Origin of the sequence: Campylobacter sp. CFSAN093246, assembly GCF_012889415.1 — a bacterium.
Taxonomy (GTDB): domain Bacteria; phylum Campylobacterota; class Campylobacteria; order Campylobacterales; family Campylobacteraceae; genus Campylobacter_D; species Campylobacter_D jejuni.
Window position 1 is genome coordinate 344274 of sequence record NZ_CP040613.1, and the last position, 25481, is coordinate 369754.

Below are 25481 nucleotides of genomic sequence, written 5' to 3' on the forward strand. Positions count from 1 at the left end.
ATAACAATGTTAATACAGGATTAATTTTGTGTGATTTTTTCAAGTTCTATATTGTAGAATATTTCTTCGCAAAATTCTTTATAATGATTAAGTAGTTTAATTTTTGAAGTTTCTTGCATTAGAATTTTAAATTCTAATTTTTTTAATTTTCTAAGTTCATCCTTGAGCTCTTTATCTTTTGAAAACAATAAAAAATATTCTTTAAAGATGAGCTCATAAATTTCAAAAGTTCCATCGATAAGATAATTAATCGCTTTATCAAGATGCCGATTAGAGTCTTTAAAATTTAAAGGATTTAAAACCATGAAACAAAGATGAATCATGGCGAAGTGAAAATATTTAAGATGTTTTTCAGGTAAGGTGAACAAATCGCTTTTTTGAAAATTTTGAAGATTGTTAAAGTCAGAATTCAAGAAATGATAGCCAAAACAGTCATTGATATTTGAAATCAAATTTTTAATTTTTTGTTCTCCATCAAGTTTTTTTCTAAAGGCTACAAAATAAGCGAGAGCCTTGTAAAATATTTGAAAAAATTCAATATGTTTATTTTCTCTTAGACAAATAAGACTTAAATCTTTTGGAGAAGTGGAGTGCTCTTGCATATAATTATAAACTTTCAGGGAAATTTTATTTCTTACCTCAAGCAAGTAGCTCAAGTCTTTTTGTTTTAAAATTTGATAATAAAAAAATATAAAATCTTTAATTAAACCTTTATGATCTTTTTCAAATAATGAAATTTGAAAATCCACGCTAAGAAACTGATTGTAAAGATTAAAGTAATCGCATTCTAATTGTTGATAATTCAATATTTTATCCCACACTTAGCATAAAATTCTTTTAAAGCATGTTCTTTATCAGGCTGAGTTTTAATCCATTCTTCAAAGTGATTACACATATCCCATTCTTTTTGCTGAATTACTTCATAGTTTTGCTCTATATCGTTTTCGCTTATATTTTTTCTGTGTATTTTGTTTAAAATTTTTTCACATACAGCCCTAGGATTTTCATTTTTATATATAGGCCTTCCCACAACGATATAATCACTCAAATTTTCTCTAGCCATTGCAAGATTAGCAACACGTTTTTGATCATCACTTGTTTCTCCAAAAGGACGAATTCCAGGAGTGAGGGTTAAGAAATTTGAACTTGTGTGCTCTTTAATTTTTTTGCTTTCAAAAACCGAACATACCATACCATCAAGTCCATTTTCATAGGAAATTTTTGAAAAATTAATTACAGCTTCTTCAATTTTTTGTCTATAAATACTAAAGAAATTTTCTTCATCAAAACTCGTAAGAGCAGAAACTGCTAAAACCAAAGGTCTTTTTGAAAATTTGCTAAGCCGTGTCATAACTTCTTGTATAGCTATTTTTCCAGCACTTGCGTGGATATTGATCATATCAACACCAAGTTTTGATACTTCTTCGCAAGCATCTGCCATAGTGTTGGGAATATCATGAATTTTAAGATCAAGAAATATTTTAAAATCATCAACTTTTTTAAGTTCTTCTATGAATTTAAAACCATCTCTTAAATATGCTCTTAAACCTACTTTTAACCATATGTCTAAATTTTTTAATTCTTTGGCAAGTTGTAAGCATTCTTCTTTTGTAGAAAGATCAAGTGCGACACAAAGCTTCATTTTTTAGCCTTTATTAAGGCATCTAAAACTCCATTTATAAATTTTGGAGAATTGTCATTAGCAAGTTCTTTAGCAAGTTCTATAGCCTCATTGATGACAATGGCGCTAGGAGTATCGGTAAAAAGTAACTCATAAGCTCCAAGTCTTAGTATAGCTCTTTCTACATGTCCTAAAGCTGTAATTTGATTATCATTTAGAAATGAATTTAAGGTTTCATCAATATTGTTTAAATTATCTAAAATTCCATTATATAAATTTAAAGTAAAATTTTTTTGTTCATTGCGTATTTTTTTTTCATCTAAAATTTCATCTACAAAAACGTTGTTTTGAGAATTTAATTCAAAAGCATAAAGTAAGGAGATGACGCTTTGGCGAACTTGATGACGCGTTGCCATTAAAGCTCCTTGCTTAAATTTAACATCTCGATTACAGTTGTCATAGCTTCAAAGCCTTTATTGCCTGCCTTGCTTCCAGCTCTTTCTATGGCTTGTTCTATTGTGTCTGTAGTTAAAACACCAAAGCTTACAGGGATATTATGATTTAAACTCACATTGGCTATGCCTTTGGTGGTTTCTGCTGAAACATAGTCAAAATGCGGAGTTGAGCCACGAATTACTGCACCTACGCAACAAATTGCATCAAATTTTTTGCTTTCTATAGCTTTTTTTAACGCATACGGAAGTTCAAAAGCACCAGGAACAAGTATAAGGCTTAGATTTTCCTCTTTGCCTCCGTGTCTTAAAAAAGCATCTTTTGCTCCTTCTACAAGGCGATCTGTGATGATATGATTAAATCTTGCATTAATGATAGCAATTTTTGTATTTGAGTCTAAATTTAATTTTCCTTCAATAATATTCATTTGTTTTCCTTTATGATATTTTGTATTTCTAGTAATGTATTAACGCAATTTTTAAGGCGTGTAAGATTAAGCATATTGGGTCCATCGCATAAAGCCTCGCAAGGATTAATATGTGTTTCAAAGAAAAAGCCATCTATGCCTACGGCTGCTGCCGCTCTTGCTAAAGGTTCTACAAATTCGCTTTTCCCTCCGCTGCTTCCACCTGCAGCCCCTGGCATTTGTACGCTATGGGTAGCATCAAAAATAACTGGAGCAAATTCACGCATGATAACTAAAGAACGCATATCTACTACTAAATTTCCATAGCCAAAGCTAGCTCCTCTTTCAGCTACAAAAACACTATTTTTTTGAGCAGCTTCATAGCCTTCATCTTCTATACCACGGGTTTGTAGAACTTTTTTAACGCTGTATTTGATATCGCTTGGGTTTAAAAATTGTCCTTTTTTGATATTAACTTTTGCCTTAGTTTTTGCTGCGGCTACAAGTAAATCGGTTTGACGACATAAAAAAGCAGGAATTTGCAAGACATCAGCTACTTCACTTACAGGGTTTGCTTGATTGCTTTCGTGTATATCGGTTAAGATTTTCATACCAAATTCATCTTTTACGCTTTGTAAAATTTTTAATCCTTCTTCAAGACCAGGACCTCGAAAAGAATTAATACTTGTGCGATTGGCCTTATCAAAACTTGATTTGAAATAAAATTCTATATTTGGATTTTCATTAAAATTTTTTAACTGTTCAGCAACTTTAAAAATCAAATCTTTGCTTTCTATCACGCAAGGACCAGCAATGAGTATCATTTTTTTCATTTTTTTCCTTTGTTCTTAACTAAAATTAATCCACCAAAAATAATGCCTATTATACCTAAAAAAACCATAGTACTTGGTAAATTATCTCCCAAAATTATCCCAACTATCATACTAAATACTACATCAAGATAACTAACTCCGGCAACCACTCCTGCTTGTTTAGCGATACCATAAGCTTTAGTGACATGAATTTGATAAATGGTGCCTAAAGTTCCCATAATGGCAATGATAAGCCAAGCTGTAAGACTTGGCATCACAAAAGGTGCTAGAATGAAATCTAAATGTAAAGAATCAAGATGCTGTGGTTCAAAAAATTCAGCACTGATCATAGAAATTAAAGGCATTAAGGTTCCTAAAAGGATAAAAGAAAAGGCAATTTGTTCTGTAGTGTAAGATTTTCTAAGTTCTCTTACACTTGTAAGAGCTAAAGCGGCTAAAAATCCACTCGTGATACCTATAACTGAATTTTTTAAATCAAAGCCTGAATGATTTAAATTATGAGCCCAAGGCTGAGCGATTAAAAGCACTCCACCAAATGCTATTAAAATTCCTATCCAGCCTTTGATGCCAATATTTTCTTTAAAAACAACAAAAGCTATTAAAGTAATAAAAATAGGAGCAGTTTTTTGAAAAGCAAAAGCTCCGCCTAGTGTAATATTTGAAACATTATAGAAAAACATATATAATGAAAGCGTGCCTACTACTCCACGAAATACCAAGAGCCAAAAATGTCCCCCTTCTTTATGCGCCTTAGATCGTTTTAAAAGATAGACTATGAAAAAAATTCCTATGATATTTCTAAAAAACATAATTTCTATAGAACTCATTTCCTTGCTAAGAATTTTTGCACAAGCTCCCATAAGTGCAAAATCCAAACATGCTAAAATCATGAAATAAATTCCTAAATTATGCTTGATTACTTTTAGCATTTTTTTCCTTGACTAAAATCTGGGTTAATTCTAGTCTTTTTTTGCTTAATATTAAGCCAAATTTTATATAATTTTAAAAATATAATTTTCTAGGAAAAAAATGCAAAGCATCATACTTATAGGCAAGCCAAATGTTGGTAAATCAAGCCTTTTTAATAGAATGGCAAGACAAAGAATAGCTATTACAAGTGATATTTCAGGTACAACTAGAGATACAAATAAAACAGAAATTCATATTAATTCAAAAAAAGCCATGCTTATTGATAGTGGAGGGCTTGATGAAAGTGATGAACTTTTTAAAAATGTGAAAAAAAACACTTTAAAAGTAGCCAAAGAAAGCGATATCATACTTTATCTAGTTGATGGGAAATTAGCGCCTGATGATGAGGATAAACAGTTTTTTTATTCTTTAAAAAAACTTGGAAAACCTATAGCCTTAGTGGTTAATAAAGTAGATAATAAAAAAGACGAAGAAAGGGCTTGGGAGTTTGCAAATTTTGGCGTAAAGGAAATCTTTAATCTTTCAGTAACCCATAATGTAGGCTTAGATGAACTTTATGAATGGCTTGAAAAATTTTTATATGAAGAGTTTTTAATCCCCGATGAAGAAGAAAATTTAGAAGATTTTTTAGAGCATTATGAAGAAGGAAAAGAATTTCAATTTAAAGAAGTCGATCAAAATCATATCAGAGTGGGTATTGTAGGGCGTGTAAATGTTGGAAAATCAAGTCTTTTAAACGCTTTGGTTAAGCAAGAACGCAGTGTTGTAAGTTCTATTGCAGGAACTACTATAGATCCTGTTAATGAAAGTGTAGTTCATAAAGATAAAGTGATAGAATTTGTTGATACTGCAGGTATTAGAAAAAGGGGTAAAATTCAAGGACTCGAACGCTTTGCCCTAAATCGCACGGAAAAAATTTTATCTCATTCTCAAATAGCACTTTTGGTTTTAGATGCGCATGAGGGCTTTAACGAGCTTGATGAACGCATTGCTGGGCTTGTGGCTAAGCATTATTTGGGTGTGATTATTGTTTTAAATAAATGGGATAAAAGTGAGATGGATTTTGATAAGACTGTAAAAGAATTGCGTCTTGATCGTTTTAAATTTCTAGCTTACGCACCCGTGATTAGCGTATCAGCTTTAAGTGGAAAAAGGGTGCATGTTTTACTCGATAAAATTTTGCAAATTTTTGAAAATTTCACTCAAAAAATCCAAACTTCTAAGCTTAATACCTTGATAGAAAATGCCACAAGAGCACATCCTTTGCCGCATGATTATGGGAAATTGGTTAAAATTTATTATGCAGTACAATATGACTTAGCACCGCCAAAAATTGCACTTATTATGAATCGTCCTAAGGCCTTGCATTTTAGCTATAAGCGTTATTTACAAAATCAAATCAGAAAAGAATTTAATTTTGAAGGTGTGCCTTTAGTGATTGCTTCGCGTAAAAAGGGCAGTAAAGAAAATGATGAAAGCTAAAAATATCGTTTTTATAGGATTTATGGGTTCTGGAAAAAGCACTTTAGCAAGAGCTTTAGCTAAGGATTTAGATCTTGTTTTTTTAGATAGTGATTTTTTAATAGAACAAAAATTTAATCAAAAAGTCAGTGAAATTTTTGAACAAAAAAGGGAAAATTTTTTTAGAGAACAAGAGCAAAAAATGGCTGATTTTTTTAGTTCTTGTGAGAAAGCTTGTATTGCTACAGGTGGGGGTTTTGTTAATGTTTCAAATTTAGAAAAAGCAGGTTTTTGTATTTATTTAAAAGCAGATTTTGAATATTTAAAAAAGCGTTTAGACAAAGATGAAATTTCTAAAAGACCTTTATTTTATGATGAAATTAAAGCAAAAAAATTATATAATGAGCGTTTAAGCAAGTATGAACAAAAGGCAAATTTTATTTTAAATATAGAAAATAAAAATATAGATGAGCTTTTAAGCGAGATTAAAAAGGTGATAAAATGAGAGTATTAACAGGCCTTCAGCCAAGTGGCGATTTGCATATAGGTAATTATTTTGGTGCGATTAAGCAAATGGTAGATGCACAAGAAAAAAGCCAAATGTTTATGTTTATTGCTAATTATCATGCCATGACTTCTTCTCAAGATGGAGAAAAACTTAAACAAAATTCCTTAAAAGCTGCTGCGGCTTTTTTAAGCCTTGGTATAGATCCTCAAAAAAGCGTTTTTTGGTTGCAAAGTGATGTTAAGGAAGTTATGGAGCTTTATTGGATTTTATCGCAATTTACTCCTATGGGTTTATTAGAGCGTGCACATAGTTACAAGGATAAAGTTGCTAAGGGACTTAGTGCTTCACATGGGCTTTTTTCTTATCCTGTTTTAATGGCGGCAGATATTTTACTTTTTGATACACGAATTGTCCCTGTAGGAAAAGATCAAATCCAGCATGTTGAAATCGCACGCGATATTGCTTTAAAAGTTAATAATGAATGGGGTGAAATTTTTACCCTTCCAGAAGCGAGAGTTAATGAAGAAGTAGCTGTGGTTGTGGGTACTGATGGAGCAAAAATGAGTAAATCTTATCAAAATACTATAGATATTTTTAGCAGTGAAAAAACCTTAAAAAAACAAATTTCTTCCATAGTTACAGATAGTACCGCTTTAGAAGATCCAAAAGATCATGAAAACTGCAATATTTTTAAAATCGCAAAGCTTTTTTTAGATGAATCAGGGCAAAAAGAATTGCAAATACGTTATGAAAAAGGTGGTGAGGGTTATGGACATTTTAAAATGTATTTAAACGAGCTTGTAAATGCTTATTTTAAAGAAGCAAGAGAAAAATATAATGAGCTTTTAGAAAAGCCTTCGCATTTGAAAGAAATTTTGGATTTTGGTGCGACAAAAGCAAGAAAAATCGCCCAAGAAAAAATGCAAAAAATTTATGAAAAAATCGGACTTTAAGGAGTAGAAAATGCTAGATTTAAAAAATTTGCAAAATAATTTTGATGAAGTGGCTAAAAAGTTAAAAAATAAAAAAGTTGATGAAAATATCTTAAAAAAACTTGCTGAACTTTTTGCAAGTTTAAAAAAAGAAAAAACAGCTTTAGAAGAATTTCAAGCTTTTCAAAATAAATTCAGTAAAGAACTTGCTACAGCCGAAGATAAAGAAAGTTTAAAAGCAAAATTAAGCGAAAATAAAAGTAAAATTAATGAGCAAAGCACTAAAGTAAATGCTTTAGAAAATGAGCTTGAAGAAATCGCTCATGCCATCCCAAATATCCCTGATGAATGTGTGCCTGCGGGTGAAGACGAAAATGAAAATGTGGAGCTTAAAAAAGTTTTAAATCCACCTAGTTTTGATTTTACTCCAAAAGAACATTTTGAATTAGGCGAGAGTTTAAATTGGCTTGATTTTATGCGTGGGGTAAAAATTTCACAAAGTCGTTTTTGTGTGCTTAAAAATGAAGGAGCTTTATTAAGCCGTGCTTTGGTAAATTATATGATAGATTTTAATAGAAGTCGTGGATTTGAATTTGTTAATGTACCTTTTTTGGTAAATGGTGCTACTATGTTTGGGACGGGTCAGTTGCCAAAATTTAAAGAAGATATGTATAAGGTAGATGATGAGGATTTGTATTTGATCTCAACTTCTGAAATTCCAGTAACCAATCTTTACAGCGGAGAAATTTTAGCGAGTGAAACTTTACCTATAAAAATGACTTGTTATAGCGCTTGTTTTAGAAAAGAAGCAGGCAGTGCAGGGCGTGATACAAGGGGTATTATAAGACAACACCAGTTTGAAAAAGTAGAGCTTGTAAGTATCACTAAACCTGAGCAAAGTGATAGTGTGTTTAATGAAATGCTTGAGTGTGCAAGTGATTTGCTGAGTTCTTTAGGTTTAGCGCATAGACATTTGATGCTTTGCACTGGAGATTTGGGTTTTAGTGCAGCAAAAACTGTAGATCTTGAAGTGTGGCTTCCAGGACAAAATAAATATCGTGAGATCAGCTCGGTTTCAAATTGTCGTGATTTTCAAGCAAGACGCGCTAAAATTCGCTATAAAAACGAACAAGGAAAAAATGAACTCGTCCACACTCTTAATGGCTCATCTTTGGCAGTAGGAAGAACCTTGGTAGCGATTATGGAAAATTATCAAGATAAAGAAGGAAAAATTCATATTCCTGATGTTTTGAAAAAATATTTTTAAAGAGTATAGATGGCTGAACAAGAAGATATAATACTAGAAAAACCCGAAGATGGCTTAAATCAACCAAGACTTGATGAGAGTTTAGAGGGATTTAAAGGGCAAGAGGGGCAAGCTCCAGAAGATGAAGAATTTGCATCATTGCCAGAAGAATTACCTCAAGAAAATAGTGAAAGTGGTTTTAAATTTACAAGAGAAAGTGCGCCTGAAGATGTATCAACTTTTGAAGAAGTTGAAAGTCAAGAGCCTACGCCTTGGTATAAAGATCGTAAGTTTATGTCTCTTGTGGGTTTATCTTTGGGGATTATTTGTATTTTAGTTTTTACACTTTTTTATTTAACTTTTAGTGAAGGAAAAATTAAACCAGATATTATAGCTTCTAAGCCTTTAGAACAACCTGTTATTATGCCTGATGAATCATATAAATACAATGATATGCAAAGAATTGATGGTATGATCCAAAAAGCAAATGCTTTATATTTAAAGGGTGAGGTTGAACAGGCTTTAAAAGTTTATGAGCAAGTTGCCGTATATAATGAATCTTTATCTAATTATAATTTAGGCGTTTCTCAAATGAATGAGAATAAATTCCAAGAAGCTTTTGAAAGCTTCAAGAAAGCTATAGCCAATGGAGAAAATCAAAGTGTAGCTGCTATCAATGCTGCTGTTTGTGCTTTAAAGCTTAATGATAAGGAAAAATTTAGATATTATATTGATTTAGCTCAAGTGTATCTTCCAAAAGAAGGAAAATCAAAATTATATGATTATTATTTAAGCTTGATTAATTATTACAAAGGATATTACCCTGAGGCCTTACAAATGTTACAAAGAACAGATGTGGAGCCGTATTCTGATGTTGCAAAGTATTTGTCTGCTAAAATTTATGCAAAAATGGACTTTGATTCCAAGGCTATACAGCAATTAAATTCTCAAGGCAATTTTGAATCTAGTTTATCTTTAGGTCTTTTATACGCTAGAATAGGAGAATATGCTAAAGCTAAAGTCGCTTTAAGTACAGCGATGAAAATTGAAAGAGATTTTAATCAGAGTTTGGCGGCTTTAACATTGGTTGATATTAAAACAGGAAATTATCAAGATATGTTAGCGCGCTTGCAAAATTCTTATGATAACGATAAAGATAGATATAAGATTTTAGATACTTATAAAATTCAAGTTCGTTTAAATAAGGATCTTTTTAATATAGCAGTTGCTCAAAATTCTTTTTCAAAAGATTTGCTAAAAAAACAAAAAGATCAATTCGATTTGCTTTTTTATTTTGCACCTTATCAGGTTTTTGATAGTAAGCAGGCTGCTTTATATATTAAAAAAGCTAATGTTACAGATTTCGTTGATGATAGTACTGATGCGGGAATTTATCTTAATATAAGCAAGGCTCTTTCATCTACCAATGTAAAAATTGCCAATATTATTAACTATGCATTAAATCAGAAGTTACGCCTTGCTAACCAAGAATTTCAAAAACTTATCAAGGATTATCCAGAACATAGTATTTTACATTATAATTTGGCTTTAACTTATGCCCAAATGCAAAATTATGAACTTGCTTATAAGCATTTTTCAAGTTCATATCATCTTAATCCTAAAAATTACTTAGCAGGTGCTTTTGCTATGTTTTGTGCAAAATTAATTGATATTGATACAACTAAACTTTACAATGAAATTCTTGATAATATAGCTGCTGATTCTAATTTTAAAGCTAATATGCAAAAAAGTATGTTATTTTTAGTTAATAATAATTATATTTCTATGCTTCCTTATTTAGATGAAACAAAAAAAGATACGCCTTTGAGTTTGATTTTTGAAGCTATTGTTGCTAAAAATAATAATCTTAATAATCAAGTAGATGTGAAAATTGCTAAATTGCGTTCAGAGTTGCCTGAAGATATTTTGGCAAATATTTTGTATTTTAATTCTTTAAATTCAAATTTAAATATTAAAGAATATGCTCAAAATGCTCAAATTCATTTTAAAAATTTAAAACTTGATTATCGTAGTGTTTTTGGTGGGCCAAATATAGCTAGGGAATTTTATGTTAATTTAATGCATATTGCAGGGCTTTTAAATTTAGAAAGACAGAAATTTAAAGAGTTGATTAATGTTTCAGGAGCAAAAGATGAGGGTATTTTACAAACTTTAGCTTATTTGGATATTTTTGCACAGCAATACGAGGAGGCTTATGCGCTTTATAATTCTTTGATTGATGATTATGGAGCTAAAGATACTAAAACTTTATTTTTAGCAGCCGTAGCAGCCGTAGGTGCAAATAATCCAAATTCAGCTATAGCGCTTTTGCAGCTTTCTAAACTTACAGATAAAAATAACAAAGAGAGTAAAGCAGCTCTTGGTATGTTGTATCAAGAAGTAAAGAACTATGAAGCTGCGATATCTCAGTATAAAACTTTACCTAATAATTTTAAGAGTGAATTTTTTACTTTTGATATTAATAACAACTAAAAATGCTTAGAAATTTCTAAGCATTTTTAGTTAAGCTTGAAGATCTAGAGTTTTTCCGCCTAGTTCATCGATGCGATCGCTAACTTTTTTAAGTGCCGCATCTATTGTATCTTGACTGATTTGAGGAAGTTCTCCACCCCACATTTTTTCTGCTTGCTCAAATCCTTTTTTCATACCTTCAAGACCTTTTTTCAATTTTTCAACATCATCGCCACCGCCTTTAATAACAAAATCCGCGATGCGATTGGCTGTATTTTCCACTCCAAAAAAACCATCTTCACTTACAAGTTGTTGAAGTTCATCTGTATTCATATCAAGTGGATTTTTGCCACTGTAGCCTAAGGATGCAAAATCAATATTTGTAAGTATAGATTTCGCAGTATCTAAATTGGCACCATTTAAAAGACTATCTAGTCCAGTTTGGGCATTGCTCGAACCTATTACAGCATTCATTGTTTGCTGTTGAAACTGAACTAGGTAAATTTGTGTAATGCCTTTTCCACCAAGTGCATTTAATTTTTCAAGGGTATTTTTATCTACATCCTTGCTAGAATTAGCACTTTGAACATTTTTGTCTTTTGTGTTTTCCTTAGCATCATCTGCCTTCTTATTGCTAACTTGTGTTTGTGCCATGCTAGCGATATTTGAAAAAGTATTCACTTGCATATTTGCTCCTTTGTGTGAGGCTTTAATTTATATCGACTTTTGACTTAAAAAATTTATAAGGACATTAAATTCCTTATTTTCAAAGGAATTTAATGTTTTATTGTAGATAATAAGCAATTTGCTCTTTATTGAGAATGCGGATAAGATTGCTAGTACCTTCTACTCCTGTTGGAAAGCCTGCAGTTAGAAGATAGCATTTATCTTCATCCATAAAACCTTTTTCAACACTTGATCTTACAGAGTCTTTTAATAATTCTGTAAGTTCATTACTTTTGTTAACCAAGATTGCAGGATTAACTCCCCAAACTATACTTAAAGAGTTTAAGGTTTTTTCAGAATGCCCTACTGCTATGATTTCTATATTTGGACGATATCTCGCAATCTTAATAGCAGATTTTCCGCTACTTGTTAAAGAAAAAATAGCATCAGCGTTAAGATCTGTTGCAAGATGAGCTGAAGAACGCATGATTTTATCTGTATTGTCTAAATCATTAAAATCATTAAATTTGTTATATGGATAGCGTTTTTCTGTTTCTATTATAGTTTGGCACATTATATCAACAGCGTTTGCAGGATCTATACCAACGGCACTTTCTTCACTTAGCATTACTGCATCTGTTCCATCTAAAACAGCATTTGCAACATCTGAAATTTCAGCTCTTGTGGCGGTTTTGCTTTTGGCTAATGAAAAAAGCATCTGAGTCGCAGTAATAACAGGCTTAGAGGCATTGTTTGCTTTTTGTATAATTTCTTTTTGGATATTAGGAACTTTATAATAAGGTACCTCAATACCTAAGTCTCCTCTTGCAACCATTATACCATCGCTAGATTTAATAATCTCATCAATATTTTCTACTGCATCAAATTTTTCAATTTTTGCAAAAATAGATATTTTTGCGTTATTTTGTGCTAAAATTTCACGAACTTCATCAATATCGTGCGCATTTTGTACGAAAGATATTGCTAAAAAATCTACTTCATTTTTTATACCCCAAAGTAAATCATTTTTATCTTTTTGTGTAATAACATCAATATTGATTTTAGTATTCGGAAAATTAATACCTTTATTTGAGTTTAAAAAACCATCATTTTCTATAATGGTTTCAATTTTTTGATCATCTATGTTTACTACTTTAGCACGAATTGATCCATCATATAGATAAATATATTCATCAATTTTTAACATATCTAAAATAGATTTTTGATTGATACTGATTTTATAATGATTTTGAGCAATCTTCTCCCCTAAAATTGTTTCACGATAAAAATCAAGTCTATCACCCTTTTTTAATTCAAATGGTTCTTTAAGTTCACCTGTACGAATTTTAGGACCACTAATGTCTTGTAAAATTCCAATACGAGTATGCAATTCTTTAGCTACTCTTCTTATGGTATCTAAGTTTTTTTTATGATACTCATGTGTTCCATGAGAAAAGTTTAAACGGAAAACATTTGCACCATTGATAATCATTTGGCGTAGAATTTCTTCCTTTTCGCTTGCTGGACCTACTGTGGCTACAATTTTTGTTTTTTTAAGCATGGTAAACTCCTTTTGAAATTATTGTAGCTAAAAATAGAAACAAAATGATTACAATAATTCTGAAGAAAATTTATCTTCGTTAAATTCCATTCCTAGGTAATTACATATAAGCTTTGCATCTCTTTCAGCATTTCCTAAACAACTTGTTGCCCCAGGACTTGGAGTCATATTGAAAATAATACCAGGGGTTTCTGTGATGCTTGCTTCACCTAGCATTAATTCTCCTTTAGTTTTATCAATAACTTGTGGTCTTACGCCTCCAAAACCTTTCGCATAATAAATATCGCTTGCTTTAAGACTTGGGACTATTTTTTTGGCATCTTTAACAAATAAGCTTTTATCAATAAAAGGTAGTTCAAAAAGATAATTATAAAAGATGTAATTTCTAATTGTTGCATCTTTAAACATATTAAAAGTTACTTTTAAAACAGTTTTATCAAGTTTTAGTGCTTCAAAAAATTCTGGAACTGATTTTAGACCATGATAACGTTCTAGTTTTGGAATAACAAGTGCAGTAGGTCCAAAGCGAGTGTTCATATCAGCAAGCAAATCAGGATCTCCATGAAGGGCTGCAAATGGAAGTTTAGGATTTTGCACCATATAAACTTTGCCATTTAAAAGTTTTTGTTTGGTTAAATAAAAACTTCCTGCAACAGGCCAACAAGACTTATCCATACCTAAGTTCATTTTATGTGCTAAATATAAAGAGTGCGCCCCAGCATTGACAACTACGCTTTTGGCATGGTATTCTTGATGATTTGAGGTTTTTAATATAAAAATATCATCTTTTTTTTCTATGTGAATAATTTCTTGATTAAAGGCAACGAAAGTATTTTTATTTTGTTTTTGGGCTTGTCCTATTAGATTTATACTCATTTTCCCAAAATCTACAGTTGTAAAAACCTCGCCGCTTTCAACACCCATGGCACAGATATTTTCAGGTCTATCTTGATTGCAATCTTCTCCTAAAACAACCTTGGGTTCAATTTGTTTGATTTTTGCTTTATCGAAAAATTTTATATAAGGATAAAGTTCTTTAAATTCTTCATAGCGTTTTTTCATATAATCACATTCTATATCTCCAACAGCTAGAGCCATTTTTTGATGAGAAAACATGAAATTATTTTGCGCATTTTGCATGAGTCCATATTTAACTATCATATCAGCTGTTCTTTTTACTTTTCGCGCTTTTTCTAAAGTATAATTGGTTTCAATATCTCCACAATGAATGGTTTGAGAATTACTCGTTCCCTTAGAATTTAATGTTGCAGCTGTATTATATTTTTCTATCAAAGCAATATTTTTAATATTTGTATATCTTGCAAGCTCGTAAAATAATGCTGCTCCCGAAATTCCAGCTCCGATGACAAGCACATCAAATTCTTGTTGACCCATTGTTTTTCCTTTTTTTATTTTAATAAACTTTTTTCTAAATAAAGTTTAATTGAATTTGTTTTACAAAAAGTTAAATTTCATTAAGGTTTGATATCAATGAGAATTTTTGTAACATTTTTAATAAAGTAAATTGGGATTTTCTTTTATAATCTTTTTCATTCCTCGAAAGATTAAAAGTTTATCATAAATTGCGTGATCGAAATAATTTGCTAAAAATTGTCCATCTCCACCAGTGAAATAAAGCTTTTTATTTTGAGCGGCATCTTTTATCAGTAGGTAAATTCCTTTAAAAACACCATAACTTAAAGCATCCATAGTTTTTTGCGGGAATGCATCAAGACTAACTTGAGTGTTAAATTCACTTTTTAATCGTGGTGAAATATGGCTATAAATTTTTTTATAATTTGCAATACCTGGTAAGATAAAACCACCAAGATGTATAGAATTAGAAATAATATCAATTGTAATAGCACTACCTGCATCTACAACAACCCCATCTTCAATAGTATAACAAGCTGCTATGCGATCGATTCCTAATCCTTGATAAATTGTATCAAATAAAAAATAAGGTTCAAGATTGATAAAATTTTTTTGATTTTTTAAATGTTCTTTGAGATGTTCATTGACATTGATATAAAAAATTTTTTGTTCATTTTTAAATTCTAAAAACTGATCTATACTAAGAGTAAAATATTTGTTATCATCTAGGAAATTAGCATTTGAATTCCCAATATCACAGAGCAACATAGATATTAAATCCTTTCATTTCTAGATGATTTTTTGCTTTAGAGCAAAGAGAAGCCATGCTAAAAAAATATTTGTTATTTATGTTAATTTGCTGTGCTAGATTTTCTAAAAATAAGGCATCTTTCATTAAAAATTTTGTTTTTCCTGTATACATAAAAAGAATGTTATTTTGATCTTTAGCACAAATATAACTTTTTTTTCTAGTCAACATACTTAAGTCATAGGGCTTTAAATTTAATTTTAAAGACTTTATTGTTTGTTCTAAAATTTTTATCATAACAAATCTAAAATTTTATCTCCGTAGTAAAATTTACCATTCCCCATGAAAGAAATTTTATCAATAGCTTCTGAAAGTTTAAATACTTGTGCATTATCTAAATTTAGATTCATTTTGATAAGATAGCCTGTTTTTTCAAAAATATATAAATAATTATTGTATATATTACTTTTTACAAAAATAGCAAATTCAAATTTTTTTTCCGCAATTTTTCTTAAGTTATAATCAGTTTTAATAATAGTGCCATCTTTTTCTAGTATAAAAATACCATCATCGCTAAGTGCAACATCTTTTATGTCAGCATCAAGATAAAGAGTTCTAGCGGGGCTTACAATAATGATTTTTTTAGCTGTTGCTGCTATAAGTTTATCTCCGATTACGCTTAGATGGATTACATTGTTGAAAAAATTTTCTGCCGAAATAACCACGTCTTTAATGACTTGAAGATTGTTTCTTGAAAGAATTAAAATTTTGCCATCTAGCGTTGGATATACGATGATATTGTCTAAAAATATAGGATTAGCGGTACGACTGTCTTGAGCTGGAGCTGAGGTTAGGGTTTGGCTGAATTTAATACCCAAAGAACGATTTGCAAGAACTATAGTATTATTTGCAAGTACAAGGGCTAAATCATCTCCATTAGAAGCTACTCCTACAACACTAGCGTCAAATTGAAAATTATAAATTTCATTATAAGAATTGTCAAAAATTTTTAAATTTCCATTATTATCTGCAGTAAAATATTCCCCATCTTGATAAGCTAGAAGCATATAATTTTTAGGAAGTTTAAACTTGTCTATGGAAATATTATTTTTTAAGATAGCTGTATTATTGCTAAGTTTTGCAGAAACTAGATTCCAATCAACGATTTTACTTTTTAAATTGCTATTATGACTTAAATCTCCATCGGTTTGTTTTGGTTCAAAATATTGTCTTTTGGTGCCACAAGCACATAGAAATATTAAACAAAATAGTGTTAAAAATATTTTTTTCATTGTGTAATGCCTTGATAATGTTTGAGATTTTTAGCTATTTGATTTAAACTTGAATTTTCTTTTATCTGAGAAAGTAAAACATTAGCTTCTTCGATTTTATTTTGCTCTAAAAATTTGTAAGCTTCTAATAATTTATCATAATTTTTTAAAAATATCGATTTATCCCCTAAAGATAATGCGATAATATTTTTAAGTAAAGTGTTTGTTTGAGTATTACTGTAAATTTGTTTTAGTTCATTTTGGAGAGCTGTATTATTAAAATCATTAATATTTTCTTTTAGTAAAAAGATAGCGTAAAGATTGGTATTTTTATTTTTAAGTTGTTCTAAAAGATTTTTATTGCTAGGATCTTGTATTAGATTGGCATAAATTTCATTTGCTTCTTTTGTTTTATAATCGTTTATTTTTGAGATTATAAAATTTCCAGCAAACCAAGCAACTAAAATTATCACAACAGCAGATATATAAAATTTATACTTGCGTATAAATCTCTCTCCTTTGATAAAATTTTCTATAAATTGTTCTTCTGTGTTAAGTTCATTTTTAACAGCTTTTAAATTATCTTTTAGTCCCAAAATTTATCCTTGAAAAAATATTTTTATTTTTGTATAGAAAAATTATGATATTGTATCATATAAATTGCAAAATATCCTAAACAATTTAAAGCTTTTTATGATATAATTTTCAAAATTTTAACTTTTTTATTAAGGTTTAAGAAATGCAAATAGATGAGAAATTATTAAGCAAGCTTGAAAAATTAAGTGCTTTACAAATAACAAAAAACAGAAATGAAACCATTGCACAGTTAAGTGAAATTGTGAATTTTGTTGCAAAATTAAACGAACTTGATTTAGATTCCCAAGAGATTACTGTGAGTACTATAAAAGGTGGAGCTCCTTTGAGGATTGATGAGATAAGAAATAGCAATGTTATTGATGAGGTTTTAGATTGTGCTCCAAAAAAACAAGAACATTTTTTTGTTGTTCCTAAAATCATAGAATGATTAACTTAGCATTTAGTGCTTATTTGTAGAATAAATTTAAAACAAAAAAAATCAGAGAGTGATTGAAATGAATTTTTATTGGTTTGATGCTTTTATTTTAGGATTTACCTTGCTTTTAGGGCTTAAGGGTATTATCAATGGTTTGATAAAAGAAATTTTTGGACTTTTGGGTATTATTGGTGGTGTTTTTATTGCTTCAAAATATGCAACTCAAGCAGCTGAATTTATACAAAGTGCTTTTTATAAGATAGAAAATCAAAGCTTAGCTGGATTTGCTGGATTTTTGGCCATATTAATTATTTTTTGGATAGTTTGTTTATTGGTGGGTAATTTTCTTTCTAAGTTGATTAAATTAAGTGGCCTAGGTTTTTTAGATCGTATTGGTGGCTTTATATTTGGTGGAGCAAAAATCTTTTTAATTTTTGCAATTTTGGTTTTTTGTGTAGCAAGAATCGATTTTTTAAATGATAAATTAGATAATTTTGCTAAAAATAGCTATACTTTAAATTTACTTAAAGAAACGGGATCTTTTATTATGAATCAACCTTTAACAGAAAATAGTCTAGATCATGCTAATGAAAAGTTGCAAGATATTGTAAGTGATTTAAACAATACTCAAAAAGGGGAGTGATATGCTGATAGAAAATGTGGAATATGATGTTTTACTTGAGAGATTTAAAAAAATATTAAGACAAGGCGGACTTAAATATACTAAGCAAAGAGAAGTGCTTTTAAAAACTCTTTATCACAGTGATACTCATTACACACCCGAAAGTTTATATATGGAAATCAAACAAGCTGAACCTGATTTAAATGTAGGAATTGCAACTGTTTATCGTACTTTAAATTTGCTTGAAGAAGCAGAAATGGTAACTTCCATTTCTTTTGGTTCGGCAGGTAAAAAATACGAGCTTGCCAATAAACCTCACCATGATCATATGATATGTAAAAATTGCGGAAAAATTATAGAATTTGAAAATCCTATTATAGAAAGACAGCAAGCCTTGATTGCAAAAGAACATGGTTTTAAACTTACAGGGCATTTGATGCAGCTTTATGGTGTTTGTGGTGATTGTAATAATCAAAAAGCAAAGGTAAAAATATAAATGTTTGATAATATTTTAGAGCAGCAAAGAATAGAAAAAGCTAAAGAGTTAAAAAATTTAGGGATTAATCCTTATCCTCATTTTTTAGAAAAGGAAATGTCTTTAAAGACTTTTAAGGATAAATTTTCTTATATTTTAGAGCAAGTTGAAAAAAGAGATGAAAGTGTCAATGCTGTTGTTGCAGGACGTTTGAAACTTTTGCGTATAGCTGGGAAATCAATTTTTGCAAACATTGAAGATGAGGATACAAATTTACAAATTTATTTTAGTAAAGATAGCGTAGGCGAAGAGCTTTATACGATTTTAAAAAAGAATTTAGAGGTGGGTGATATTGTTTTGGTTAAAGGTTTTCCTTTTGTAACTAAAACAGGTGAATTTAGTTTGCATGCAAGCGAAGTAAAACTCGCTACAAAAGCTATTGTTCCTTTACCTGAAAAATATCATGGATTAACAGATATTGAGCAAAGATATCGTAAACGTTATGTTGATATGATAATGAATGTCGAAGTTAGAAAAGATTTTTTAGTGCGTTCTAAAGTGGTGAGTTTAATCCGTCATTTTTTTGAAAATAAAGGCTTTTTAGAAGTAGAAACTCCTATGATGCATCCGATTGCAGGTGGAGCAAACGCTAAGCCTTTTGTAACTTTTCATAATTCTTTAGGCGTAGAAAGATTTTTAAGAATTGCTCCAGAACTTTATCTTAAAAGACTTATAGTAGGTGGTTTTGAGGCGGTTTTTGAAATCAATCGTTGTTTTAGAAACGAAGGTATGGATTTAACTCATAATCCCGAATTTACAACTATAGAATTTTATTGGGCCTATCATAATTATAAAGATTTAATGGATTTAACCGAAGAACTTTTTGCTTTACTTTTGGATAAACTTAATTTAGGAAAAACAATAGAATTTGATGGAAAAATGATAAATTTTTCTAAACCTTTTGAAAGAATAACCTATAAAGACGCACTTTGTAAGTATGGTGGTTTAGATAGGGATTTAATCGAAGATAAGGAAAAAATTCTTACTAAATTAAAAGCAGATGGTTTTGAAGCGAATGAAAAGCTTGAACTTGGACATTTGCAAGCTGAACTTTTTGACAATTATGTGGAAGAAAAATTGATCAATCCTACTTTTGTGATTGATTTTCCTATTTCCATAAGTCCTTTATCAAGACGTAGCGATGAGGATTCTCAGATTGCTGAGAGATTTGAGTTGTTTATTTGCGGAAGAGAATTGGCAAATGGTTTTAATGAGCTTAATGATCCTCTTGATCAATATGAGAGATTTTTAAAACAAATTGAAGCTAAAAATGCAGGCGATGAAGAGGCTTGTGAAATGGATGAAGATTTTGTAAATGCTTTGGGTTATGGAATGCCTCCAACGGCAGGGCAGGGCATAGGTATAGATAGACTTGTTATGCTTTTGACAAATAAAAAATCCATTCGTGATGTGATATTGTTTCCTGCAATGCGTCCATTAAAATCAGAACTAAAGGAGAAAGAATGAGTTTAGAAATGTTTGATAAAGAAATTTTTGATTTAACAAACAAAGAGTTAGAGCGTCAATGTGAAGGTCTTGAAATGATAGCGAGTGAAAATTTCACTTTACCTGAAGTAATGGAAGTTATGGGAAGTATCTTGACAAACAAATACGCAGAAGGTTATCCGGGTAAAAGATATTATGGTGGTTGTGAATTTGTTGATGAGATTGAAACTCTAGCCATTCAAAGATGTAAAAAACTTTTTAATTGTAAATTTGCTAATGTTCAGCCTAATTCAGGTTCTCAAGCTAATCAAGGTGTTTATGCGGCTTTGATTAATCCAGGTGATAAAATTTTAGGAATGGATTTAAGTCATGGTGGACATTTAACTCATGGTGCAAAAGTAAGTTCTTCGGGCAAAATGTATGAAAGCTGTTTTTACGGCGTAGAACTTGATGGAAGAATTGATTATGAAAAAGTAAGAGAAATTGCTAAAAAAGAAAAACCAAAACTTATAGTTTGTGGAGCTAGTGCTTATGCAAGAGTGATTGATTTTGCTAAATTTAGAGAAATTGCTGATGAAATAGGTGCCTATCTTTTTGCTGATATAGCACATATTGCAGGTCTTGTTGTGGCAGGTGAGCATCCAAGTCCTTTTCCATACGCTCATGTAGTAAGCTCAACTACACATAAAACTTTGCGTGGCCCAAGAGGTGGTATTATTATGACAAATGATGAAGAGCTTGCTAAAAAAATTAATTCTGCCATTTTTCCAGGTATTCAAGGTGGTCCTTTGATGCATGTAATTGCTGCAAAAGCAGTAGGATTTAAATTTAATCTTAGCGATGAGTGGAAAGTTTATGCAAAACAAGTAAGAACTAATGCTCAAGTTTTAGCTAATGTTTTAATGGATAGAAAATTTAAACTTGTTAGCGATGGAACGGATAATCACCTTGTTTTAATGAGTTTTTTAGATCGTGAATTTAGTGGAAAAGATGCAGATTTAGCTCTTGGAAATGCAGGTATTACTGCAAATAAAAATACTGTTCCAGGAGAGATTAGAAGTCCTTTTATCACAAGTGGATTAAGACTTGGAACTCCAGCCCTTACTGCCAGAGGTTTTAAAGAAAAAGAAATGGAAATTGTGTCAAATTATATTGCAGATATTTTAGATGATATTAATAATGAAAAATTACAAGAGAATATTAAACAAGAATTAAAAAAACTTGCAAGTAATTTTATTATTTATGAAAGGGCTATGTTTTGATTTCACCAATGGATATGTCGCTAATTAAAATAATTGGCGATCATTATTATATAAGACGCGATAAAATTGTAAATAAAATTACACATAGAGGTCGCTTATTTTTTGATAAATTTGAAAGAGTTGATGCTCCTTTAAATTTAAATGTCATGAGAGAACACGCTGCTAAAAAAATTGTTGTCGCTCATGATTTAATAACAAAAGATAATAAAGTAGAAAATATTGTCTTTGATTATAATGGTTTTAATGCTGAAAGATTTTATCACCGTGCACAACTTATTTTAAGAGAAGAAGGTTTTATAAATTTCACAGCCTATAAGACTAAAACTCCAGGACATTTACATCTTTATATTCACAAAGGACACACGGCGTTAAACGAAGGTTATTCTTTAGCGTCTAAACTTTCAATGATGTTTGCAAGTAAAATGCCAGTAGAATGGAAGGTGTTTCCTAGCATGGATGTACCTAGGGAATTTAATATTTTAATATTGCCTTATGAGGTTTATCAAAAAGAACGAGGAAGTTCTTGGTCTAAGCATATGTAAGAAAGGACAAATTATGGAAAATCAAAAAAATGAATTTGATGATATTATTTTAGAAAAAAGTAATAAAAGTGAAAAAGTAAAAAAAATTCTTTTACGAGTTATTGCTTTAGTTATTTTGTTTTTAGCTATCATGATAGTTATGAAGCTTATTAATGGTAGTGGTGATGAAAATACGCAAAATCAAAGTGTATTGCCAAGTGAACCTATAGCAACTCAAGACAATAACAATGATACTTCTTTTGAAAGTATGCCAATTACAGATAATACTTCAGCAGAAGATCAATTTGAGGCATTAAGAAAACAATTTCAAGATGAACAAAATACAACTCAAAATACAACAACCTCTAGTTCAAATAACAATGATACTACAAATTTTGCTATGCCTGATCAAGAAGTTCCAGCAGAACCAACAGCAACTACTTCAGAAAATACCACTCCACAAGCAAGTACTCCTAAACAAGAAGTAACACAAACTGCAAAACCTAAAGAAGAAGCAAAAAAACAAACAGCTGTAAAAAAAGAAAAAGAAAGTGCAAAACAAACCCCTAAAAAAGAACAAAATGCAAATGATTTATTTAAAAATGTTGATGCTAAACCTGTATATCCAAGTGGTTTAGCATCGGGTATTTATGTGCAAATTTTCTCAGTAAGTAATTTGGATCAAAAATCAAAAGAACTTGCTTCTGTAAAGCAAAAAGGTTATGATTATAAACTTTATAAAACTACAGTTGGAGGTAAAGAAATTACCAAGGTTTTAATAGGACCATTTGAAAAGGCAGATATTGCAGCAGAACTTGCTAAAATCCGTAAGGATATTGCAAAAGATGCTTTTTCTTTTACTTTAAAATGAAATTTTTAGCAGTTATAGGCGATCCTATTTCTCACTCTAAATCGCCTAGAATGCATAATAATGCTATTAAAGCCTTAGGGCTTGATAGCATTTATACACGCTATCATTTAAGAAATGCTAACTGTTTAAGAGAAGATTTTTTTAAATTAGGACTTAGTGGAGCTAATATTACTTTGCCTTTTAAGGAAAAAGCTTTAGATATTGCTGATGTGAAGGATGATTTTGCTAGAAATATTGGCTCTGCAAATACTTTATGCTTAAAAGAAGATAAAATTTACGCTTATAATACTGATGCTTTAGGTTTTTTAGAAGCTATTAAGGATTTTGATAATATAAAAAAAGCTTTGATTTTGGGTGCTGGAGGTACAGCTTTGGCGCTTGCTTATGCATTAAAACAAAAAGGCGTAGAAGTGTATATAGCTAATCGTAGTAAAGAAAGATTTAAAGATTTTTTAGCTTATCCAACTTATCTTTATAAAAACTTGCAAGATTTTGACTTTGATTTGGTTATAAATTCAACTTCTGCTGGATTAAAAGATGAAAATTTACCTTGTGATAGAGAGCTTTTAGATAGAATTTTACCTAAAGCTAAATTTGCTTTTGAGGTAATTTATGGCAGAGAAACACCTTTTTATAGATTGTGTAAAGAGTATCATTTAAAAATTAAAGATGGACTTGATATGCTTTTATGGCAAGGAGTTTTTGCTTTTGAACTTTTTTTTGAAATACAAGATAAAAGAGAGATGATAAAAAATGCAATGCAACAGGCATTGATTTTAAAGTAGAATGATAGTTATTTTTCTTGTATAAGAAAATCTTATTTTTTGTGTGAGAAAGTTTAATTTTCCCACAAGTTTTATCATTCAAATATTTCTACCCCATCTTGATTTTTACTTTGATTATTTTGATTTGTTGAAGATGGATTTGTAGGAATATTTTGTGTAGGCGTGTTTTCAATTGTATTATTTTGATTAGAATTTGTTTGAGGTAAGCTTTCTTCAAAGGTAGCATCGCCATCAAAACTATTAAAACCACTGTTTGTATTAGGTATAGTTTTGCCTATGTCTGTTGCTTTTGGTAGATTGTTATAAAGTGTATTTAATGTATTTTTATAAAAAGCTAAAAAACTTTTATCAATTTCAAAAGCAGGTTGCTCTAAACCTTTATTGAGTTGAGTTGGTACGGTAGAGATAGTAGTTTTAAACATATTAACCCCATCATCATTTTTAATAGGATAGTTAAGCGCAACTAAAGAATCTAGTTTAGTGCTACTTGAAAGATTGGTTGAATTTTGTGGATTGTGTGCATCTATAAAATCTATTTTACCTTTAAAATTTATACCTAAATTGGATTTTACATAATCTCCACTCATAAAATTGCTTGTTTTTTGTGCATTTTTTTCTTCCGTATAAATACTGATTGAACTTTTAAGAGTGTAGTCTGGATTAGTAGTAACTATTTTATAGCCTTTTAGTTGAGCGATGGTTTTGATCTGCTCTTCTAAATTTTGTTTTAAAAGATCAATTTCTTTTTCTATGCGAATTTTAAGCACTGAATTTTCAAAATAATCAGAATAATTGTTATTTTGTTCTATATTAATAGGCTCAAGAGCAATGCTTACTCCAGAATCAATAGGTTCAACCTTTGTTGGAACTTGGGGTTTAAAATTTGGCATAGAAACATTGACAAAATTACTGCTTGTACTCCCACAAGCTGCTAAAATTAACATACTACTAGCAAGTAAAATATATTTTTTCATTTTTTACCTTTATTTAATGTGTTTGTGTTAATTATAGCAAGTTAAAGTTTTTTTGTTATATTTTTATAAAAGAAAATTAGGAAAGATATATGGAATTTTGGCAGCATATTTATTCAAATTTTAATGTTATAGCTTTTAGCATCTTTGGTTTAAAGGTGCATTGGTATGGCATTATGTATGTTATAGCTTTGCTTTTGGCTTTGCTTTTGGCTAAATTTTTTGTAAGAAAATTTCAACTAGACATTAATGAAAAACATTTGGATAGTTATTTTATATGGGTTGAAATAGGGGTTATTTTAGGTGCAAGGCTTGGATATATTTTGATTTATGATGCAAATACTATGTATTATATTACTCATCCTTGGCAAATTTTTAATCCTTATATTAATGGTGAATTTGTAGGTATTCGAGGTATGAGTTATCATGGAGCAATTATAGGATTTTTGATAGCTACTTTATTGTTTTGTAAAAAATATAAAACAAATCCTTGGATTTTTCTTGATTTGGTTGCTTTAAGTGTTCCATTGGCTTATGTTTTTGGTCGTATAGGAAATTTTTTAAATCAAGAGCTTTTTGGTCGCATTACAAATGTGCCTTGGGGAATTTATGTTGATGGAGTATTGCGCCATCCATCGCAACTTTATGAAGCATTTTTAGAAGGTATTGTTGTTTTTATTATAGTTTATTTAGCAAGATTTAAGCAAAGTTTTCAAGGGGAATTGATTCTTGTGTATGCTGGTGCTTATTCATTGGCAAGATTTATATGTGAATTTTATCGCGAGCCTGATTTTGGTATAGGTTTTGTTTTATGGGGTATGAGTATGGGGCAAATTTTAAGTTTTATAATGTTTATAACAGCTTTGTTAGTTTATATTTGTATAAAGTTTAAAAAAGTAAATATTTAATCTATCTTAAAGACTTTTGTAATATAATGAAATGGATTTTTTTAATTTCTTTTTACAAAGGAGTAA

The 25481-nt window shown here is 30.1% G+C and carries 28 protein-coding genes; 14 read left to right on the top strand and 14 right to left on the bottom strand.

Features of this window, described 5'->3' with window-relative positions:
* Positions 1 to 20: 20 nt before the first annotated feature.
* The 6 genes from FBE87_RS01820 to FBE87_RS01845 are packed head-to-tail and all read right to left on the bottom strand — an operon-like array spanning position 21 to position 4242.
* Positions 21 to 806: a hypothetical protein gene (locus FBE87_RS01820; protein WP_002873356.1), complete on the bottom strand. Its 786-nt coding sequence runs from the start codon at positions 804 to 806 to the stop codon at positions 21 to 23.
* On the bottom strand, positions 803 to 1642 hold the full coding sequence (gene pyrF, locus FBE87_RS01825) for an orotidine-5'-phosphate decarboxylase (protein WP_002860283.1): 840 nt from the start codon (positions 1640 to 1642) through the stop codon (positions 803 to 805). The genes FBE87_RS01820 and pyrF overlap by 4 nt, the downstream gene beginning before the upstream one ends.
* On the bottom strand, positions 1639 to 2037 hold the full coding sequence (gene nusB / locus FBE87_RS01830) for a transcription antitermination factor NusB (protein ID WP_002824771.1): 399 nt from the start codon (positions 2035 to 2037) through the stop codon (positions 1639 to 1641). Before nusB ends, pyrF begins: the two co-directional genes overlap by 4 nt.
* Positions 2037 to 2501 (bottom strand): 6,7-dimethyl-8-ribityllumazine synthase, encoded by a 465-nt coding sequence (gene ribE / locus FBE87_RS01835; protein WP_002854278.1) that lies wholly within the window; start codon positions 2499 to 2501, stop codon positions 2037 to 2039. The genes nusB and ribE overlap by 1 nt, the downstream gene beginning before the upstream one ends.
* A complete protein-coding gene (gene kdsA / locus FBE87_RS01840; RefSeq protein ID WP_032593339.1) occupies positions 2498 to 3313 on the bottom strand; it encodes a 3-deoxy-8-phosphooctulonate synthase in 816 nt (271 codons plus the stop codon). Before kdsA ends, ribE begins: the two co-directional genes overlap by 4 nt.
* The gene (locus FBE87_RS01845) at positions 3310 to 4242 is read right to left on the bottom strand and encodes a DMT family transporter (protein WP_002877515.1); all 933 of its coding nucleotides are present in this window, start codon (positions 4240 to 4242) and stop codon (positions 3310 to 3312) included. The genes kdsA and FBE87_RS01845 overlap by 4 nt, the downstream gene beginning before the upstream one ends.
* Positions 4243 to 4342: 100 nt before the next feature.
* Between FBE87_RS01845 and der the strand changes: the two genes are divergently transcribed.
* The 5 genes from der to pflB are packed head-to-tail and all read left to right on the top strand — an operon-like array spanning position 4343 to position 10883.
* Positions 4343 to 5725 (top strand): ribosome biogenesis GTPase Der, encoded by a 1383-nt coding sequence (gene der, locus FBE87_RS01850; protein WP_165433075.1) that lies wholly within the window; start codon positions 4343 to 4345, stop codon positions 5723 to 5725.
* The gene (locus tag FBE87_RS01855; RefSeq protein ID WP_002904001.1) at positions 5712 to 6209 is read left to right on the top strand and encodes a shikimate kinase; all 498 of its coding nucleotides are present in this window, start codon (positions 5712 to 5714) and stop codon (positions 6207 to 6209) included. Before der ends, FBE87_RS01855 begins: the two co-directional genes overlap by 14 nt.
* On the top strand, positions 6206 to 7165 hold the full coding sequence (trpS, locus tag FBE87_RS01860; protein WP_087689315.1) for a tryptophan--tRNA ligase: 960 nt from the start codon (positions 6206 to 6208) through the stop codon (positions 7163 to 7165). The genes FBE87_RS01855 and trpS overlap by 4 nt, the downstream gene beginning before the upstream one ends.
* 10 nt (positions 7166 to 7175) lie before the next feature.
* Positions 7176 to 8411 carry a serine--tRNA ligase gene (gene serS / locus FBE87_RS01865; RefSeq protein WP_002926917.1) on the top strand — a complete coding sequence of 412 codons (1236 nt, stop codon included), beginning with the start codon at positions 7176 to 7178 and terminating at the stop codon, positions 8409 to 8411.
* Between the two features lie 9 nt (positions 8412 to 8420).
* The gene (gene pflB, locus FBE87_RS01870) at positions 8421 to 10883 is read left to right on the top strand and encodes a motility protein PflB (protein WP_002858651.1); all 2463 of its coding nucleotides are present in this window, start codon (positions 8421 to 8423) and stop codon (positions 10881 to 10883) included.
* Between the two features lie 30 nt (positions 10884 to 10913).
* Here pflB and FBE87_RS01875 read toward each other — a convergent pair whose 3' ends face one another.
* The 7 genes from FBE87_RS01875 to FBE87_RS01905 form a co-directional block, all read right to left on the bottom strand.
* Positions 10914 to 11549: a hypothetical protein gene (locus tag FBE87_RS01875; protein ID WP_002860276.1), complete on the bottom strand. Its 636-nt coding sequence runs from the start codon at positions 11547 to 11549 to the stop codon at positions 10914 to 10916.
* Between the two features lie 97 nt (positions 11550 to 11646).
* The gene (gene pyk, locus FBE87_RS01880; protein WP_100621780.1) at positions 11647 to 13089 is read right to left on the bottom strand and encodes a pyruvate kinase; all 1443 of its coding nucleotides are present in this window, start codon (positions 13087 to 13089) and stop codon (positions 11647 to 11649) included.
* Between the two features lie 48 nt (positions 13090 to 13137).
* A complete protein-coding gene (locus FBE87_RS01885; protein ID WP_032580913.1) occupies positions 13138 to 14484 on the bottom strand; it encodes an FAD-dependent oxidoreductase in 1347 nt (448 codons plus the stop codon).
* Positions 14485 to 14601: 117 nt separating this feature from the next.
* A complete protein-coding gene (locus FBE87_RS01890) occupies positions 14602 to 15231 on the bottom strand; it encodes a type III pantothenate kinase (protein WP_002854234.1) in 630 nt (209 codons plus the stop codon).
* Positions 15218 to 15508, bottom strand: coding sequence for a hypothetical protein (locus FBE87_RS01895; RefSeq protein WP_002859475.1), 291 nt, complete (start codon positions 15506 to 15508; stop codon positions 15218 to 15220). The genes FBE87_RS01890 and FBE87_RS01895 overlap by 14 nt, the downstream gene beginning before the upstream one ends.
* Entirely contained in the window at positions 15505 to 16503 is a 999-nt protein-coding gene (locus tag FBE87_RS01900) for a hypothetical protein (RefSeq protein ID WP_002902579.1), read from the bottom strand. Before FBE87_RS01900 ends, FBE87_RS01895 begins: the two co-directional genes overlap by 4 nt.
* The gene (locus FBE87_RS01905) at positions 16500 to 17078 is read right to left on the bottom strand and encodes a hypothetical protein (protein WP_032580912.1); all 579 of its coding nucleotides are present in this window, start codon (positions 17076 to 17078) and stop codon (positions 16500 to 16502) included. Before FBE87_RS01905 ends, FBE87_RS01900 begins: the two co-directional genes overlap by 4 nt.
* Before the next feature lie 143 nt (positions 17079 to 17221).
* Between FBE87_RS01905 and gatC the strand changes: the two genes are divergently transcribed.
* From gatC to FBE87_RS01945, 8 genes are all read left to right on the top strand, one after another.
* Positions 17222 to 17506, top strand: coding sequence for an Asp-tRNA(Asn)/Glu-tRNA(Gln) amidotransferase subunit GatC (gatC, locus tag FBE87_RS01910; protein WP_002860269.1), 285 nt, complete (start codon positions 17222 to 17224; stop codon positions 17504 to 17506).
* A 67-nt stretch (positions 17507 to 17573) separates the two neighbouring features.
* Complete coding sequence (locus FBE87_RS01915; RefSeq protein WP_002860268.1) at positions 17574 to 18137, top strand: CvpA family protein; 564 nt, start codon at positions 17574 to 17576, stop codon at positions 18135 to 18137.
* 1 nt (position 18138) lies between these two features.
* Positions 18139 to 18612: a Fur family transcriptional regulator gene (locus tag FBE87_RS01920; RefSeq protein WP_002854230.1), complete on the top strand. Its 474-nt coding sequence runs from the start codon at positions 18139 to 18141 to the stop codon at positions 18610 to 18612.
* Positions 18613 to 20118: a lysine--tRNA ligase gene (gene lysS, locus FBE87_RS01925; RefSeq protein WP_002858694.1), complete on the top strand. Its 1506-nt coding sequence runs from the start codon at positions 18613 to 18615 to the stop codon at positions 20116 to 20118.
* Entirely contained in the window at positions 20115 to 21359 is a 1245-nt protein-coding gene (locus FBE87_RS01930; RefSeq protein WP_002860267.1) for a serine hydroxymethyltransferase, read from the top strand. Before lysS ends, FBE87_RS01930 begins: the two co-directional genes overlap by 4 nt.
* Complete coding sequence (locus FBE87_RS01935) at positions 21356 to 21901, top strand: DUF1882 domain-containing protein (RefSeq protein WP_002859481.1); 546 nt, start codon at positions 21356 to 21358, stop codon at positions 21899 to 21901. Before FBE87_RS01930 ends, FBE87_RS01935 begins: the two co-directional genes overlap by 4 nt.
* Positions 21902 to 21914: 13 nt before the next feature.
* Positions 21915 to 22751, top strand: coding sequence for an SPOR domain-containing protein (locus FBE87_RS01940; protein ID WP_032580908.1), 837 nt, complete (start codon positions 21915 to 21917; stop codon positions 22749 to 22751).
* On the top strand, positions 22748 to 23536 hold the full coding sequence (locus tag FBE87_RS01945; RefSeq protein ID WP_002858718.1) for a shikimate dehydrogenase: 789 nt from the start codon (positions 22748 to 22750) through the stop codon (positions 23534 to 23536). Before FBE87_RS01940 ends, FBE87_RS01945 begins: the two co-directional genes overlap by 4 nt.
* A gap of 74 nt (positions 23537 to 23610) precedes the next feature.
* Here FBE87_RS01945 and FBE87_RS01950 read toward each other — a convergent pair whose 3' ends face one another.
* A complete protein-coding gene (locus FBE87_RS01950; protein WP_002886240.1) occupies positions 23611 to 24510 on the bottom strand; it encodes a membrane lipoprotein lipid attachment site-containing protein in 900 nt (299 codons plus the stop codon).
* A gap of 89 nt (positions 24511 to 24599) precedes the next feature.
* Here FBE87_RS01950 and lgt point away from each other — a divergent pair, with 89 nt between their 5' ends.
* Positions 24600 to 25415, top strand: coding sequence for a prolipoprotein diacylglyceryl transferase (gene lgt / locus FBE87_RS01955; RefSeq protein WP_002854600.1), 816 nt, complete (start codon positions 24600 to 24602; stop codon positions 25413 to 25415).
* Positions 25416 to 25481 lie beyond the last annotated feature (66 nt).